The 15863-nt window shown below is 64.2% G+C and carries 14 protein-coding genes and 1 pseudogene; 11 read left to right on the forward strand and 4 right to left on the reverse strand.

Features of this window, described 5'->3' with window-relative positions:
- Position 1 precedes the first annotated feature (1 nt).
- The 10 genes and pseudogenes from BI344_RS08120 (at position 2) to asnB (ending at position 10544) form a co-directional block, all read left to right on the forward strand.
- A complete protein-coding gene (locus tag BI344_RS08120) occupies positions 2 to 733 on the forward strand; it encodes a flagellar basal body rod protein FlgF (RefSeq protein WP_071112466.1) in 732 nt (243 codons plus the stop codon).
- A gap of 31 nt (positions 734 to 764) precedes the next feature.
- Positions 765 to 1553: a flagellar basal-body rod protein FlgG gene (gene flgG / locus BI344_RS08125; protein WP_071112467.1), complete on the forward strand. Its 789-nt coding sequence runs from the start codon at positions 765 to 767 to the stop codon at positions 1551 to 1553.
- Positions 1550 to 2203 carry a flagellar basal body L-ring protein FlgH gene (gene flgH, locus BI344_RS08130; RefSeq protein WP_071112468.1) on the forward strand — a complete coding sequence of 218 codons (654 nt, stop codon included), beginning with the start codon at positions 1550 to 1552 and terminating at the stop codon, positions 2201 to 2203. Before flgG ends, flgH begins: the two co-directional genes overlap by 4 nt.
- A 95-nt stretch (positions 2204 to 2298) precedes the next feature.
- Positions 2299 to 3317: pseudogene (locus tag BI344_RS08135) on the forward strand (flagellar basal body P-ring protein FlgI).
- An 11-nt stretch (positions 3318 to 3328) separates the two neighbouring features.
- Positions 3329 to 3781, forward strand: coding sequence for a rod-binding protein (locus BI344_RS08140; protein WP_071112469.1), 453 nt, complete (start codon positions 3329 to 3331; stop codon positions 3779 to 3781).
- Positions 3782 to 3794: 13 nt separating this feature from the next.
- On the forward strand, positions 3795 to 5162 hold the full coding sequence (flgK, locus tag BI344_RS08145; RefSeq protein ID WP_071112470.1) for a flagellar hook-associated protein FlgK: 1368 nt from the start codon (positions 3795 to 3797) through the stop codon (positions 5160 to 5162).
- 8 nt (positions 5163 to 5170) lie between these two features.
- Positions 5171 to 6079 carry a flagellar hook-associated protein FlgL gene (flgL, locus tag BI344_RS08150; RefSeq protein ID WP_071112471.1) on the forward strand — a complete coding sequence of 303 codons (909 nt, stop codon included), beginning with the start codon at positions 5171 to 5173 and terminating at the stop codon, positions 6077 to 6079.
- A 10-nt stretch (positions 6080 to 6089) separates the two neighbouring features.
- Positions 6090 to 7124, forward strand: coding sequence for a hypothetical protein (locus tag BI344_RS08155; protein ID WP_071112472.1), 1035 nt, complete (start codon positions 6090 to 6092; stop codon positions 7122 to 7124).
- A gap of 141 nt (positions 7125 to 7265) precedes the next feature.
- Positions 7266 to 8480 (forward strand): phospholipase D-like domain-containing protein, encoded by a 1215-nt coding sequence (locus BI344_RS08160; protein WP_071112473.1) that lies wholly within the window; start codon positions 7266 to 7268, stop codon positions 8478 to 8480.
- A gap of 213 nt (positions 8481 to 8693) precedes the next feature.
- Entirely contained in the window at positions 8694 to 10544 is a 1851-nt protein-coding gene (gene asnB, locus BI344_RS08165) for an asparagine synthase (glutamine-hydrolyzing) (protein ID WP_071112474.1), read from the forward strand.
- Between the two features lie 184 nt (positions 10545 to 10728).
- On the opposite strand, the gene BI344_RS22785 is transcribed toward asnB, so the two are convergent.
- The 3 genes from BI344_RS22785 to BI344_RS08175 all read right to left on the reverse strand — a co-directional run bounded on the left by BI344_RS22785 (position 10729) and on the right by BI344_RS08175 (position 12965).
- Positions 10729 to 10884 (reverse strand): transposase, encoded by a 156-nt coding sequence (locus tag BI344_RS22785; protein WP_083370127.1) that lies wholly within the window; start codon positions 10882 to 10884, stop codon positions 10729 to 10731.
- Positions 10885 to 11898: 1014 nt separating this feature from the next.
- The gene (locus BI344_RS08170) at positions 11899 to 12243 is read right to left on the reverse strand and encodes a hypothetical protein (protein ID WP_071112475.1); all 345 of its coding nucleotides are present in this window, start codon (positions 12241 to 12243) and stop codon (positions 11899 to 11901) included.
- 278 nt (positions 12244 to 12521) lie between these two features.
- Positions 12522 to 12965, reverse strand: a complete 444-nt coding sequence (locus tag BI344_RS08175; RefSeq protein WP_071112476.1) for an Lrp/AsnC family transcriptional regulator — start codon at positions 12963 to 12965, stop codon at positions 12522 to 12524.
- A 125-nt stretch (positions 12966 to 13090) separates the two neighbouring features.
- On the opposite strand from BI344_RS08175, the gene BI344_RS08180 reads away from it, so the two are divergent.
- A complete protein-coding gene (locus BI344_RS08180; RefSeq protein WP_083338883.1) occupies positions 13091 to 13699 on the forward strand; it encodes a LysE/ArgO family amino acid transporter in 609 nt (202 codons plus the stop codon).
- Between the two features lie 61 nt (positions 13700 to 13760).
- Here the strand turns inward: BI344_RS08180 and BI344_RS08185 are convergent, their stop codons facing one another.
- On the reverse strand, positions 13761 to 15842 hold the full coding sequence (locus BI344_RS08185) for a methyl-accepting chemotaxis protein (RefSeq protein WP_071112477.1): 2082 nt from the start codon (positions 15840 to 15842) through the stop codon (positions 13761 to 13763).
- Positions 15843 to 15863: the final 21 nt, after the last annotated feature.

Here is a 15863-nt window from a genome sequence, read left to right on the forward strand (position 1 = left end):
CATGGACGCGCTGATCTACACCGCGATGAGCGGCGCCGACCGCATGTTGAAGGCGCAGCAGATCCACGCCAACAACCTGGCCAACGCCGAGACCGGCGGTTTTCGCGCCGACATCGACGCCGCCACCAGCCAGGCGGTGCCGGGCTACGGCTACGACGCCCGCCTGCTGAGCCAGAACGCGCCGACCGTGTTGGACAGCCGCAACGGCGCGGTGGTGGAGACCGGTCGCGATCTGGACATCGCCTTGCAGGGCGACGGCTTCATGGCCATTTCCGCCGCCGACGGCAGCGAGGCCTACACCCGCGCCGGCAGCATGGTGGTGGGGCCGGACGGCGCGCTCAGCGTCAACGGCCACCCGGTGCTGGGCGACGGCGGCGCCATCACGCTGCCGGAAGGCTACACCAAGGTGAGTGTGGCGGCCGATGGCACCATTTCCGTGCTCAATCCCGGCGACACCGAAATGCAGCCGGTGGACAAGCTCAAGCTGGTCAAGCCCGATCCGCGCGAGGTGGGCAAGAGCGCCGACGGCCTGATCGTCAGCCGCCAGGGCCGGCCGCTGGCCGCCGACGACACCGTCACCGTGCAAGGCGGCCATCTGGAGCGCAGCAATGTGTCCGCGGTGGAGGAGATGGTGGCCACCATGACGCTCAACCGCAATTTCGAAATGCAGATGAAGCTGTTCAACGCCGCCAGCGACATGAACGAGGCGGGCAACCGCCTGGTGCGCGCGTAAGCGCCAACCACACCGATTTGGAGAATTCAGCATGAACCCGGCATTGTGGATCAGCAAAACCGGCATCCAGGCGCAGGACGCGCGCCTGACCGCCATCGCCAACAACCTGGCCAACGTCAACACCACCGGCTTCAAGCGCGACCGCATGGTGTTCGAAGACCTGTTCTACCAGGTGGACAAGCAGCCGGGCAGCAAGGTGGACGACAACAACGTCTCGCCGTCCGGCGTGCAACTGGGCAACGGCACCCGGCTGGTGGGCAGCCAGAAGGTGTTCACCGAGGGCAATCTCACCACCACCGGCCAGTCGCTGGACGTGGCCATCGTCGGTCAGGGTTTTCTGCAGGTGAAGATGAGCAATGGCGAAACCGGCTACACCCGCGCCGGCCAGCTGCAGCTGAACGCCAACGGCCAGCTGGTGAACGCCCAGGGCCTGCCGCTGGAACCGGAGATCACCATTCCAGCCACCGCCACCAAGGTCTCGATCAGCGAGACCGGCGCGGTGTCGGTGACCGAGGGCAGCGGCTCCACACCCACCGACATCGGCCAGGTCACGCTGGCCAACTTCATTAATCCCACCGGCCTGTTGGCGCTGGGCGACAACCTGTTCCAGGAAACCGCCGCCAGCGGCAACCCCACCACCGGCAATCCGGGCACCGACGCGCTGGGCAAGCTCAAGCAGGGCAGTCTGGAAGGCTCCAACGTGCAGGTGGTGGAGGAGATGGTGGACATGATCGCCGCGCAGCGCACCTATGAAATGAACACCAAGGTGTTGTCGGCCGCCGACAATATGCTGCAGCAGCTGGGTCAGGCGGTGCGATGAGGCTGATCCGCCTTGCGCCGCTGGCGGTCTTGCTGCTGGCGGCCTGCGCCCAGTTCCAGCCGCCGCAGCCGGAGCCGGACCCGTTGCCGGACCTGCTGCGGCAGCAGGTCCAGACCAGCCGCGGCGGCGGTGTGTTCACCCCTGCGGGCGCCTTGTCGCTCACTTCGGACAACCACGCCTTCCGTCCCGGCGACGTGCTGACCGTGGTGCTGGAGGAAACCACCCAGGCCAGCAAACAGGCCGGCACCAGCTTCGGCAAGAAATCCGGCGCCAAGGTGGCTCCGTCGCTGCTGGGCAATACCACGTTCAACGCCCAGGTGGGCATAGACGCCAGCCGCGACTTCAACGGCTCGTCCACCTCCACCCAGCAGAACGCGCTGGCCGGCTCCTTGACCGTGGTGGTGCACAAGGTGCTGGCCAACGGCTTGCTGCAGGTGAAGGGCGAGAAACAGCTGGCGCTCAACCAGGGCGAGGAAACGCTGCGGCTGGCCGGCTACGTGCGGGTGGAAGACATCGACACCGACAACCGCGTCTCCTCGCTGCGCATCGCTAACGCCCGCATCGGCTATTCCGGCACCGGCGCGCTGGCCGACGCCAACAATGCCGGCTGGCTGATGAAGTTCTTCACCAGCCCGCTGATGCCGTTTTAAGGTCCGTCATGAAACTAGCGTTTTTCCGCCGCCTGCTGGCGGTTGTTTTGCTGGCGGCCTGCCCGCTGGCCGCCTTCGCCTTGCCGTTGCGCCAGATGGTCAATGTCGAGGGCATCCGCGACAACCAGCTGATAGGCTACGGCATCGTAGTGGGCTTGGACGGCACCGGCGACAACTCGCAGGTGAAGTTCTCCGGCCAGTCGGTCGCCAACATGCTCAAGCAGTTCGGCCTGAAGATGCCGGAGAAGACCGACACCCGCGTCAAGAACGTGGCGGCGGTGATGGTCAGCGCCAGCCTGCCGCCCGGCTACAGCCGCGGCCAGACCATAGATGTGACGGTGTCGTCGCTGGGCGACGCCAAGAGCCTGCGCGGCGGCACCCTGCTGCTGACCCAATTGAAGGCGGCCAACGGCGAGGTGTACGCGCTGGCCCAGGGCAGCGTGGTGATAGGCGGGCTGTCGGCGCAGGGCAAGAGCGGCTCCAGCGTCACCGTCAACACCCCCACCGCCGGGCGCATTCCCAACGGCGCCAGCATAGAGCGCGAGATTCCCAGCGATTTCGAGCAGGGCGACTCGATCCGCCTCAGCCTGCGCCGCCCCAGTTTTGAGACTGCCAGCAATGTGGTCAAGGCCATCAACCAGAGTTACGGCAAGATCGCCAGCACCCGCAACGCCACTACGATTGAAGTGAAGGCGCCGATCGATCCCACCGAGCGGGTGGCCTTCGTCGCCAGGCTGGAGCGGCTCAACGTCAATGTCGGCGCCGAGCTGCCGCGCGTGGTGTTCAACTCGCGCACCGGCACCGTGGTGATCAGCGAAGGCGTCACCGTGCGCGCGGCGGCGGTGTCGCACGGCAGCCTGCGGGTGGTGATCTCGGAAAACCCGATGGTCAGCCAGCCGGGGCCGTTCAGCAACGGCGACACCAAGGTGGTGCCCAATTCCAGCGTCAACGTGGAACAGGGGCGGGGCGGATGTTCAAGTGGCCGGCCGGCGCCAGCCTGCGCGCCATCATCGACGCGGTCAACCGCACCGGGGCCACGCCGGACGACGTCATGGCCATTCTGCAGGCGCTGGACCAGGCCGGCGCCATCGACGGCGAACTGATAGTGATTTAAGGAAACAGCCGATGTTGAGCAACGATCTGCAAAACCAGAACCTGCCTTCCGGCGGCGACGCCCCGGTGGCGCCGGCCAGCGCCGAATACCGCAAGAAGGCGGAAAAGGCCGCCGAACAGTTCGAAGCGCAGTTCGTGCGCGAAATGTTCAAGCAGATGCGCAAGACCACCCGCGAAGTGGCGGGCGAAGACAGCGTGTTCGCCAACTCGATCAACGGCGACATGCTGGACCTGGCTGACGGCGCGCTGGCCGACCAGCTGGCGCGCCAGCGCGTTTTCGGCGTCGCCAACGCCATCCTGGCGCAGCTGCTGCCGGCGAATGGGAATATTCCCGTTAAGCCGGAGGGCGCGGCCGTCGCCAGTGACAGTCAAGGCCAAGGCCAAGGCCAAGGCCAAGGCTATGACCATGGCCATGACCAGGGGCTGGCCGCTTTCGCCACACCGATGTTTCCCCTGAACAAGTGATGACAGCCAAACCATGCGCATGATCAACAACGCGCTGTCCGGCGCGCAGGCCGCACAGGTCGCGCTCAATACGGCCAGCCAGAATATCGCCAACGCGATGACTCCGGGCTATTCGCGCCAGGGCGTGGTGTTGACCACCCAGGCGCCGGGCACCGGCGACCCCGACAGCGCCGGCTATGGCGTGGCGGTCGGCAGCGTGCGCCGCTTCAGCGACGACTACAAGAACCTGCTGCAGTGGCAGGCAGGCTCCAGCGTCGGCGAGCAGTCCGCCGCCCAGCCTTACTTCAGCCAGCTGGAGCAGGTGATGGGCAGCGACGGCAGCAGCCTGTCGGCCGGTTTCGACAAGTTCTTCGCCGCGCTCAACGCCGCCAGCCTGGACTCCAACACCATGCGCGACCAGGTGGTGCGCGAGGCCGGCTCGCTGGCGCAGCGCTTCAACAACCTGGACGGCGTGCTCGGCTCGCAGCTGGCGGCCATCGCCGAACAGCGCCATGCCACGCTGACCCAGATCAACAGCGCCGCCGCCAACCTGGCCACCCTCAACGACAAGCTGATGTCGGCCAGGGCGCAGGGCATCAACACCTCCGGCCTGGAGGACGAGCGCGACCGCCAGATCGACTCGCTGTCGTCGCTGGTGGAGGTGCGGGTGGTGGCCCAGCCGGACGGCAGCAAGAGCGTCAGCCTGAAGAACGGCCTGCCGCTGGTCGCCGGCAACAGCGCCGCCACGCTGGACAGCGAAGGCCAGCCCGATGGCAGCCAGCAGCTGAAGCTGGCCTTCGGCACCGAGAAGTATTCCATTCCCGGCAGCGGTCTGGGCGGCCAGCTGGGCGGACTCAACCAGTTCGAAGCCGACAATCTGCGCCCTATCCAGACCCAGGTGCGCGCGCTGGCCGGCGAGCTGGCGAGCCGCGTCAACGCTCAGTTGGCCAAGGGCTACGACCTGAACGGCCAACCGGGCAAGCCGCTGTTCCAGTACGATGCCGGCGCCGCCCACGGTTTGCTGCAAACCACCGGCATCGCGGCGGCCGACCTGGGTTTTTCCGCCGATCCGGCCAAGCCGGGCAACAACGATAATCTGCGGGCCATCCTGGCGATCAAGCAGCAGGCTTTCCCGCTGGCCGGCGTCGGCCAGGTGACGCTGGGCGACGCCTATTCGCAGATGATCGGCCACCTGGCCATTTCCAGCCAGCAGAACAAGTCCGGCCTGGACACCGCCAACGTGATCCGGGCCGAGGCCGAGAAGAATTGGCAGGGCACCAGCGGCGTCAACCGCGACGAAGAAGCGGTCAACCTGATCGAATACCAGAAGATGTACCAGGCCAATATGAAAGTGATTTCGGTGGCCAACCAGCTGTTCGAAAGCACCCTGGCCATCCTGTAAGGACAAGCATGCGTATCTCCAGCAACCAGTACCAGTCCACTCTGCGACTGGCCATGCAGAACAGCAGTTCCAGCATGGCCGAGCTGCTGCAGAAGATGTCCAGCGGCAAGAGTATGCTGGTGGCCTCGGAAAATCCCATCGCCAGCGTGCGCCTGCTGCGCCTGCAGCGCGAGGAGGCGTCCTTGAGCCAGTACCGCGACAATATCGGCGCGCTCAAGTCGCAGCTGTCCAAGAACGAAGCCTTGCTCGACGGCATCAGCGCCAACCTGCGCGACGCGCGCGACATCCTGGTGGCGGCCGCCAACCAGCCGCCGGCGGAGGATTTGAAGGCGATGGCATCGCCGCTGATCAGCCTGCGTGACAGCATCCTGTTCGCCGCCAACACCAAGGACAGCGAAGGGCGCTACATGTTTTCCGGCAGCGCCATCAATACCGCCGCCATCGCGGTGGACAATACTCAGCCGGCAGGCAGCCGCTACAGCTTCGCCGGCAACACCGACAGCCAGCAGGTGACGGTGGGCGAGGGCGTGACTCAGCCGTCCAATGTCACGCTGCAGCCGATGGCCGCCTTGCTCAACCAGTTGGACAAGGCGATCGCCACGCTGCAAAGCCCGACGCTGGACAACAAGGACCCCGCCGTCGGCGCCACCATCCGCGGGGTGATGGACGGCGTGGACAGCGCACTAGGCGATGTCAGCGGCCGCATTTCCGAACTGGGCGGCTCGCAGAACGTTTTGCAGACGCTGGATGGCAACCACAACAGCCTTAGCCTGGCCAACCAGCAGAACATTCTGGAACTGGGCAGCCTGGACTACGGCACCGCCTATATGGACATGAACAATCTGTCGATGGCCTTGCAGGCCAGCCAGAAGGCCTACGGCAAGGTCAGCCAGCTGACCCTGTTCGACGTGATCTGAGTCCGCCGCCATGTCCAGCACGCTTACCTCGGTCAACCACCCCAGCGCGGACAGGCGCTGGAGCAAGAATGGATCGGCCATCGCGCCGGCAAGCGGCCGCGCCGGTGCCGGCGGCCGCCCCGCGCTGGCCAGCGCCCAGCCGTCCGCCGCCTCGGCGTCGGGCTGGCGCTACAGCACCCAGCTCAACGAGCAGCTCAGCGCCGCGCAGTGCGCGCAAGGTTTCGTCGACGACATGCTGCGGCAGCTGGAAAACTTCAAGGGCAGCCTCAGCCAGCAGCTGACTCAGCGCCGGGTGGACTGCGATGGCCTGGCCGAGCAGCGCGACCAGCTGCAGCAGGCTTGGCAGCAAAGGCGGGACGACAGCGTCGGCAGCCTGGACGGCCAGCTTAGGCTGAGCCTCGGCGCGCCATCGCGCCAGCTGTTCGCCGCGCGCGGCCTGGATCTGGACAGCCTGAGCCAGGGTCAATCGGAAACCCTGGTGTTTTCCACCGGCGGCGGCGCGCCGCCCAGCGCGGTGCAGGTGGGCGCCGGCGTCGGCCGCGAAGACATCCTGCGCCGGCTCAATCAGGCTTTGGGGCCGGCCGGCGTGCGCTGCGAGCTGGACGATCATGGCCGCTTGGGCTTCAGTTGCAGCGAACAGGACTGGAGCCGGCTGCAAAACGACCTTGTCGTTCGCGGCGGCGGGGTGCGCTTTCCAGGCGGGGTACCGCAACCCTTGGCGCTGGACGCCGAGCCGCCGGCGCTGGCGCCGGGCCAGTGGCAGGTGGACGACCATGCCCAGGTGCGGCAGACGCTGCAAGGCGTGCTGCGCGCTATCGCCCAACTGCAGCAGACGCGCTCCACCATCAACGGCGCCATCGCCGAGGCGCGCCAGTCCATCAGCCAGCTGGCGAAACAGGACGAGCCGAGCTGGGCCGACGCCTTTGTCAGCGACTTCAACGCCCGCCTCAACCAGAGCGGCGATTTCGGCCATTTGCAGCAACTGGTGCCGGCCTTGCTGGGCATCAGCCGCTACCGGGTGCTGGCGCTGTTGTCATTGCGCTGAGCGCTGATTTGAGATGCGGACGGGCCGCTCCGGCAGGAGCGGCCTTGTTGTTTTGCCCGGCCGGCGCGGGGCTGGGATGTGCGGTTCATACTTCCTTAACATGATAATGTCATCATTCGCGATTTTGCAAAGGAAGCCGCAATGCGCAGCCGCTGCTGGCCGCTAGCCCTGGTAGTGTCGTCCACGCTGGCCCACGCCGATTTCACCATCCCCGGCTTTGAACTGGTGCATACCGCTCCGCAGCACGCCGGCCTGGATACGCCGGATTTGCGCGACCCGGCCACGGTATGGGACGAATTGTTCGACTCGGCCCGGAAGCAGATCGCGCTGGAACAGTTCTACGTGGCGGGCGAGGCGGGCGGTAAGCTCGACCAGGTGATGGACAGGCTCGAGGCGGCGGGACGGCGCGGGGTCAAGATCCGCTTCCTGATGGAAAAGAAGGGCATGTTCGCCAGCAATCCAGCCACCATAGAGCGTCTCAAGCGCATCCCAAATCTGCAATACCGTCAGCTCGATTACAACCAGATCACCGGCAACGGCATCATCCACGCCAAGTTCATCGTGGTGGATGGCAGGCAGGCTTATGTCGGCAGCCAGAATTTCGACTGGCGCTCGCTGCAACACATCCATGAAACCGGTTTGAAGGTGGACGATGCGGTCATGGCCGGCCGGATGCAGGCTATTTTCGAGCAGGACTGGGCCGCGCAGCAAACGCTCGCCGCCGGCGGCAAGACGGAGCCGCTGCGCAGCGCTATCCTGCCGGCGGACCTGCGCCAGCCGGCGGTGCTGCTGGCCAGCCCCAATGCCTATAACCCGGACGGCGTCGGCGATTCCGAAACCGCGCTGCCTCGGCTGATGGCGGAAGCGACGCAGGAAGTGCGCATCCAGCTGCTGGACTACGCGCCGCTGAGCTTCGGCAAGCCGCGCAGCTACTACCCGGTGTTCGACAACGCCATCCGCGGCGCGCTGGCGCGCGGAGTGAAGGTGAAGCTGATGGTGTCGGACTGGAATCTGGAAAAGCCGGGGGTTGATTACCTGAAAAGCCTGGCGGTGTTGCCCGGCATGGAGGTGCGCTACGTTACCATTCCGCGCGACGGCTCCTGCATCCCGTTCGCGCGGGTGATCCATAGCAAGACCATGGCGATAGACGGCAGGATCGCCTGGGTGGGCACCAGCAACTGGAGCGGCGGCTATATGGACAAGTCGCGCAATCTGGAAGTGGTGCTGCGCAATCCGGCGATGGCCGCCCGCATCGCCGCGCTGCACGAGCAGACCTGGTCTTCGCCGTTGGCGCAGCCGCTGGAGGCCGGCAAGCAGTACGCGCCGCCCGACAAGGCTTGCCGCCAGGCCTCCTGATCCGTCTGCAGCCGTCCGCCGGAGTGGGCGGATGGCTGCAAAAATACGTCAACAACCCATTCTTATTACCAGTTTTAGCCGGTGGTTCCGCGCGCGGCGCGCCGCCTGGCATATCCCGAACTCTCCCGTTCACTAAAATACTTTTTCATTCATGGCGATGCCCTTGCCGGCATGGATGTTCGCTATGGATTCCATCCACGGAGGAGAGCCAAAATGTGCGGAATCGCAGGCTGGATCAGTTTTGAGCGGGATGTCAGGGAATACCGCGAAGTCATCGACAACATGACGCGCACCATGCGGCTGCGCGGGCCGGACGCCGAAGGGGTGTGGCTGGACCACCATGCGGCGCTGGGCCACCGCCGCCTGTCCATCATCGATCTGGAGGGCGGCAGCCAGCCGATGCTGGCCGAGGCGGACGGCAAGGCGCTGGCCTGCCTGGTGTACACCGGCGAGGTGTACAACTTCCAGGAGCTGCGCAGCGAGCTGATCGGCCTGGGCCACGCCTTCCGCACCCGCAGCGACACCGAAGTGGTGCTGCGCGCCTACCTGCAATGGGGCGAAGCGCTGACCGGTCGACTCAACGGCATGTACGCGTTCGCCATCTGGGACACGCGCCAGCAGCGGCTGCTGCTGGTGCGCGACCGCATGGGGGTGAAGCCGCTGTATTACTATCCGACCGCCGACGGCGTGCTGTTCGGCTCCGAGCCCAAGGCCATCCTCGCGCATCCGGAAGCGCAGCGCCTGGTGACCGCGGACGGCCTGCGCGAAATGCTGGACCTGGTGAAGACGCCGGAGGCGGCGGTGTTCGCCGGCATGCGCGAGGTGCGGCCGGGCCAAACCATCACTGTTGACCGCGCCGGCTTGCGCAAGCACCGCTACTGGCAGCTAGAGGCGCGCGAACACGGCGACGACCTGCCCACCACCATCCGCACCGTGCGCGAGCTTCTGGATGACATCGTCGAGCGTCAGATCATCGCCGACGTGCCGCTGTGCACGCTGCTGTCCGGCGGGCTGGACTCGTCGGTGATCACCGCGCTGGCGGCCAGGAGCACCGCCATGCAAGGCAAGGGCAGGGTGCGCTCGTTCTCGGTGGACTTCGTCAATCATGGCATCGAGTTTACCTCCGACTATCTGCGCGGCTCGCCGGACGCGCCCTTCGTGCGCGATCTGGCCGCCCATGCCGGCACCGAGCATCAGGAAATCCTGCTGGAGAGCCGCGAACTGGCCGACCCGGCGCTGCGCGCGGCAGTGCTGGGCGCGCAGGATTTGCCGCCAGCCTACTGGGGCGACATGCTGCCGTCGCTGTACAAGCTGTTCGAGGCGATCCGCGGCCAATCCACGGTGGCGCTGTCCGGGGAGTCGGCCGACGAGGTGTTCGGCGGCTATCGCTGGTTCCACGACGCGGCCGCGGTGGCGGCCGACACCTTCCCCTGGTTGAGCGGCAACGCGGGCTCCTTCTTCGACGGCCAGTCGCTTATCGCGCCTGAGCTGCTGCGGCAGCTGGACATGCCGCGCTTCCGCCGCGACAGCTACGCCCAAGCGCTGGCCGAGGTGCCGACGCTGGCCACGGACAACGCCAAGGAAAAGCGGATGCGCGAGATCAGCCACATGCACCTGACCCGCTTCGTGCAGGCGCTGCTGGACCGCAAGGACCGGATGAGCATGGCGGTGGGACTGGAGGTGAGGGTGCCGTTCTGCGATCACCGGCTGGTGGAATACGTGTTCAACGCGCCGTGGAGCATGAAGAACTTCGATGGCCGCGAGAAGAGCCTGCTGCGCGCCGCCGGCAAGGATGTGTTGCCGGATTCCATTGTCCAACGCGTCAAGAGCCCGTATCCGGCCACGCAGGACCCGGCCTATGAGCGCGCGCTGCGCGAAGGGCTGGCCAGAGTGCTGGACGACTCGGTCGCGCCGGCTTCATCCCTGCTGGACCGGACCGCCGTCCGAAGTCTGCTGGACAAGCCATATGGCGCGGTCAGTTCGGCGCCGGAGCGCGCTGGCCTGGAAATGGCGCTGGGGCTGGATAACTGGCTGCGCCACCACCAGGTGAAGCTGGGGCTTTGAGTCCAGTTTAGACCCGCTAACAAAACCTCTTGATGCCGCATCTGGCGGAGATGAAACGGAAAGTCGTCAGTCAGAAGCTCTGGAAGTCATTGCAGCCGCCACTCCCTCCGCCATCTCGCTCCCACCGGGGCGGGCGGTCACGGCTGGATGATTTTGCAGCCCTCAATGACATTCTTGTTTGTTCTCACCATGGGATACCCGTGGTGAGGGCAAATAGGATGCCGTTCAGAGCGGACCGATCATCCAAACGGGGACGGCCCTTACCACGACGACGAGGTGGCATGGGAAGCAGCGGTTGTAACGATTTCCAAAGCTTCTGGGTGACAAGTTGGCGTTTCATGCCGGTCTGACAAGGCTTGGTGCCAACTTGTTCTGCATGTTTTTGTTAACGGCTCTAATGGTATTTACAAAGTAGTACGCATTACAGGCCCATCGCACAACTTTCTTGCTATTCAACTAATCGAGCGGGAAGTTGATATCACAGTCTGCCCACTTCCAATAAAAGAAGGGGAAATTCCCAAGGTGGGGAGCGATTAGGTTCTTTCGCAAGTAAAAACAGGCTTGGCTCTGGTTAACCAAAAAAACTGAGGCGAAGTATTTTGTTTCCTTGGCACAGTTTGTTCCATCCGATACAAACTCCGCAGAAGTTTACGACATGTTGACTGTTGCTTTGATTCGGAGGATTAGAGAGGGTTGGCGCTAATAGCCAGCCCAGCCAAGTAGGGCTGTTTTGCCAGAGATCATGTCCGCGCGTTGAACGGGCGGCATCAGCCTGATCGTAGTTTGGTATTGAAGATCGGCGCATTCCCATCGGGGATGCGCCGATTGTCGTTTCTGAGGATGTCTGGCTGAACTCTTTCCCCTTTCGAAATCGGCCACAGATTACCCACACTGACGCGTGGACGGTTCCGGGAACAGTAGAAAAATTCCCGCCTCACGCCAAAGCCCGCTCAAAGTTCTCGGGACTGATGACGCCCAAGTTATTGTGGTGACTGATTTTAGATGTATGTTTGGAGTCGCTAAAAAAACCTCAGGCGGCCGTTTGTAAGTCGCTGATCTGCCATGTGCGTCATTGCGCAGAATATAGGTTTTTTTTAGCGGTCTTAATCTTGAGAGTCCAGATATGTGTTTAGGTAAGGAAAAGGAAAGTAGGGAACTGGCGATTATTCTAGCGTATAACGCAATTTTTTGGATTATAGCGTGGCGGAATTTTCTGCAGTAATGCGGCGATTCAGTGAGTGGGATGCCTGCTTGGAGAATTATGGACTATCCAAAAGTTATTGCAGAGTGGCAAGGGCCGGGTTGATGGCCACACCGTTTGGCGTGGCCTGCTCCTCAACTGGGGAGACCGGTTTTACTGTGCGGTATTGGATGCCCAGACCGGTATCTTGGGTTCGTAGATCACCAGATTGCCATCATCCTGCATGGTAATGAAGGAGCCGGGTTTGCCGTTGGTGCCGGTTGCCCACAGCGCCTTGCCATGGAAATCGTAGAGCACGAAGTTGCCGTCAGTCTGCATGATGGCGCGCATGGCGTCCTTGCCATTGGTGTTGGAAGCCCATAGCGGATGATGATTGGTCATCCGGTACAAAACCAGATTGCCATCGCTTTGCAGAATCAGTTGAAAGGCCCCGCTGGCGGATTGCAAAAACTGATTGACGCCAAGGAATTGATTGGGGAGAAGAGTGCTGTTTGCCATGATGCGACTCCTTTTAATCGGTTGACCAAAATGGATGCGGCACGGAAGTGCAAATTGGTTTGTGTTGGTTAATACATGGGGCTGACGAATCGGCCCTTGCGATGCGATAGGCATCGGCAGTGGATGCTATGGATTTTTCGCTGTTAAAGCAATATTGGCGGATTCAGAAAATGAATAAGCCGCCAGGTCACGGTTGAATTCATGTCAAAAAGAGCAGGCGGAATGTGGTAATTTTGAAAAATGTTTTTCTATAGCTGTTATTCATTTTTGACGGCTGGCTATTTGGGGGGCAAAACCGGCCTTCCTTGCAGCGGCGTGGACAGAATGATGGAGGTGCGGGTTTCCCCCAGATCGTTGAGCTGGGCCACCAATTGCTCCAGATGGCCGACGTCGCGCGCCAGCAGGCGGAAGATGTAGGAATCGACGCCGGTGACGTGGTGGCACTCCATCACTTCCGGCATCGCTTCCAGGCGCGCCAGCAGCGTCTTCTTGTCCGGCTGCGGCACGGTGATCCCCACCAGCGCGGACAGCGCATAGCCGGCGCGCAGCGGCGCCACCCGGGCGTGGTAGCCGCGTATCACCCCGGCTTCTTCCAGCCGCTTCACTCTTTCCGATACCGCCGGCACCGACAGGCCCACCGTCTGCGCCAGTTCGGTCAGCGACTGGCGGGCATTGGCCTGCAGCACGGCCAGAATCGCCCAGGATTTGGCGTCCACTTCCATTCGTAAACTCCTTTTGCCATTTGGCTTTGGTTTTCAAGGCCAGAATAGCTGCTGGGCGAAAATAGCGCATGTGCATCGGCGCGGCATGGCGGCACAGTATGGCATGGTCAACGGGGGAGAAAAACATGTTCTGGCAAGCGGCCTGGATAGGCTTGGCGATTGCGGCGCCGGTGGGACCGATAGGCCTGCTGTGCATCAGCCGCACCCTGCGCGGCGGACCGCGCTTGGGTTTGGCCACCGGCCTGGGGGCGGCTAGCGCCGATGGGTTGTTTGCGTTGGCGGGAGTGGCCGGCAGCAGCGTGGCGGCGCATTTTGCCGGCCAGCTGGCGCGGCCGCTGGCTTGGGCCGGCTGTCTGCTGCTGGCCTGGATGGGCGTGGCCACGCTGCGGCGTCCGGCGCCTGGGCCGGCGAGGCGGGAGGAGGGCGCTGCCGGGCTGTGGCGCGCCTACATCGGCACGCTGTTGCTGACTTTGAGCAATCCGATGACCATTCTGTCCTTCGTCGCGGTGGCGGCCGGCTTGTCCGGCGGCCTGGCGGTCAGCGGCGCGCAGCAGCTGGCCATCGCCGCCGGGGTGTTTTGCGGCTCCGCCGCATGGTGGCTGATGTTGGCCTATGGCGGCGGCGCTTTGTTGGCGAGGCTGGGCGCGCGCGGCGGGCGCATGCTGGATGCCGGTTGTGGTTTTATCCTGCTGGGCTTCGCTGCGCTGCTGGCCTTGCGCGCGGCGGGCATCTGACGGCTTGGCGGCAATGAAAAGGCCCGGCTGAGCCGGGCCTGGGGAAGGGCGGGAGGGCCGCTTACAGCTTGAAGTGGCTGACCAGCTGCTCCAGTCCGCTGGATAGCTCGCGCAGCTGGCGCACCGCCTGGCTGACCTCGCTCACCACTTGGTTGTTGTTCTGCGCCATGCTGCTGATGCGCTCGACATTCTGCGCGATCTCCAGGCTGGCGCTGGATTGCTCGCGGGTGGCGGCGGCGATGTCGACGATGCTGGTTACCAACTGCTGGTTGTAGCCCTGCACCTCGCGCATCGCCTGGTTGGCTTCCTCGGCGATGCCCACGCTCAGATCCACCTGCTGGCTGCTGCGTTGCACGTCGCCGACCGCCTGGCGGGTTTCGCTGCTGATGGCTTCAACGATGCGGGTGATCTGGATGGTGGCTTCGGCGGTGCGGCCGGCCAGGTTGCGCACCTCATCGGCCACTACCGCGAAGCCGCGGCCCAGTTCGCCGGCGCGCGCGGCTTCGATCGCCGCGTTCAGCGCCAACAGATTGGTCTGGTCGGCGATGTCTTTGATCACGCCGACGATGGTGGTGACTTCGTTGGAGCGCTCGCCCAGGCCGCTCATCCTGTCCGCCAGCTCGTGCATGCTGTCGGTCATGCGCTGGATCTCGCTGGTGACGCGCTTGACCTTGGCCACGCTCTGTTCGGTCATCTCGCCTGTTTCGCGCGCGATGTCGCCGGCTTGCTGGGCGGTGCTGGCTATGTGCTGCGCGCCCACCGTCACCTGCTCCACGCTGGCGGCGCTGGCGGTGGCGGCATCCGACTGCTGGGCGGAGGCGTCGTGCACCTGGGTGGCAGATCCGCTCAGCCGTGCGGCGGCGTCGGACAACTGGCGGCTTTGTTCGCGCACGTTGACGAACATGTCGCGCAGGCTGTCCAGCAGGCGGTTGAAGGCGCTGGCGGTGCGGCCTATCTCGTCGCGGTTGGCGATGGCGATGCGGGTGGTGAGGTCGCCGCCGCCCTCGGCCAGTTGCTCCATGGTTTCGGCCAGGTGCTTGAGCGGGCGGGTCTGGGTGCGGATGACGATGGTCAACAGCAGCAGGATCAGCGCCAGCGCCAGCGCGCCGATGGCGATGGCAGTCAGCATTTCCTTGCGGGCGCCGTCGGTGATGGCGGAGGTGGGAACGCTGATGCCCAGGGTCCAGAACTGTCCGGTGTCGGCTATCTTGATCGGGTGGAAGAAGTGGGTGAAGCCGCCGTCTTCATAGACGAAGTCTTCGCCTTTCTTGATGTCCGCCAGGTGGCCGGCCAGCGCGTCGTCCTTGGCCACGGCCTTGCCCAGTTGCTCGGCCTGCGGGTGGACCACGTAGGTGCCGCCCTCGGACAGGATGCGGATGAAGCCGGTCTGGTACAGGCGGATCTGGCCGAAGGATTTCTGCAGCTGGTCCAGAGCCACGTCGGTGGCCGACACGCCGAGCATCTTGCCGGCGTCGTCCTTTATCACTACCGCCAGCGAGCTTTCCAGCACTTTCTTGCCCTGCACCTCGTAGGGGTAGGGTTCGGTGATGGTGTCGCGGCCACGCTGTTTGGGCACGTAGTAGAAGTCGCCCCAGCCCGGCTTTTCGTAGTCGGGCTGATAGCTTTCCGGGTGGTCCTTGAACTTGGGGAAGTCCTTGATGCGGTCGGCCGACATCATCACGTCCATCTGCGCCTTGCCCTGCGGGTTCTTGGTGATGTAGGGCTCGTAGCGGCCGGTGGGGTCGTGGCGCGGCCAGTCCAGGCGGAAGGCGTTGTCGTCGCCATCGAAGGCGTTGGGCTCCCACAGCATCCACAGGCCTATCGATTGCGGCGCGTGGTCCAGCAGCTGCAGGATGATGTTGTCGGCTTGCTTGCGGTCGGGCTTGCCGCCGCGCTTGACGCCGGCGATGGCGTCGGCCAGGTGCTGCGGCAGCAGGAAGCCCTGCGACAGCGTGTTTTCGGCATCCTTGGCGTAGCTGCCGGCCTGTTCCGACGCCAGCTGGTAGCCGGTGTTTATCGCGGCGCTGTAGTTGAGATGGGCGATCAGGGCGATCATGGCGGCGAAGGCGATGCTGATGGCGCCGGCCGCGACCAGGATGATTCGGGTACTCAGGCGTCCCCATTGTTGTTGCGCGTGACTCATGACAATTACCTGCGAGGCTGC

Origin of the sequence: Chromobacterium sphagni (assembly GCF_001855555.1) — a bacterium.
GTDB lineage: Bacteria > Pseudomonadota > Gammaproteobacteria > Burkholderiales > Chromobacteriaceae > Chromobacterium > Chromobacterium sphagni.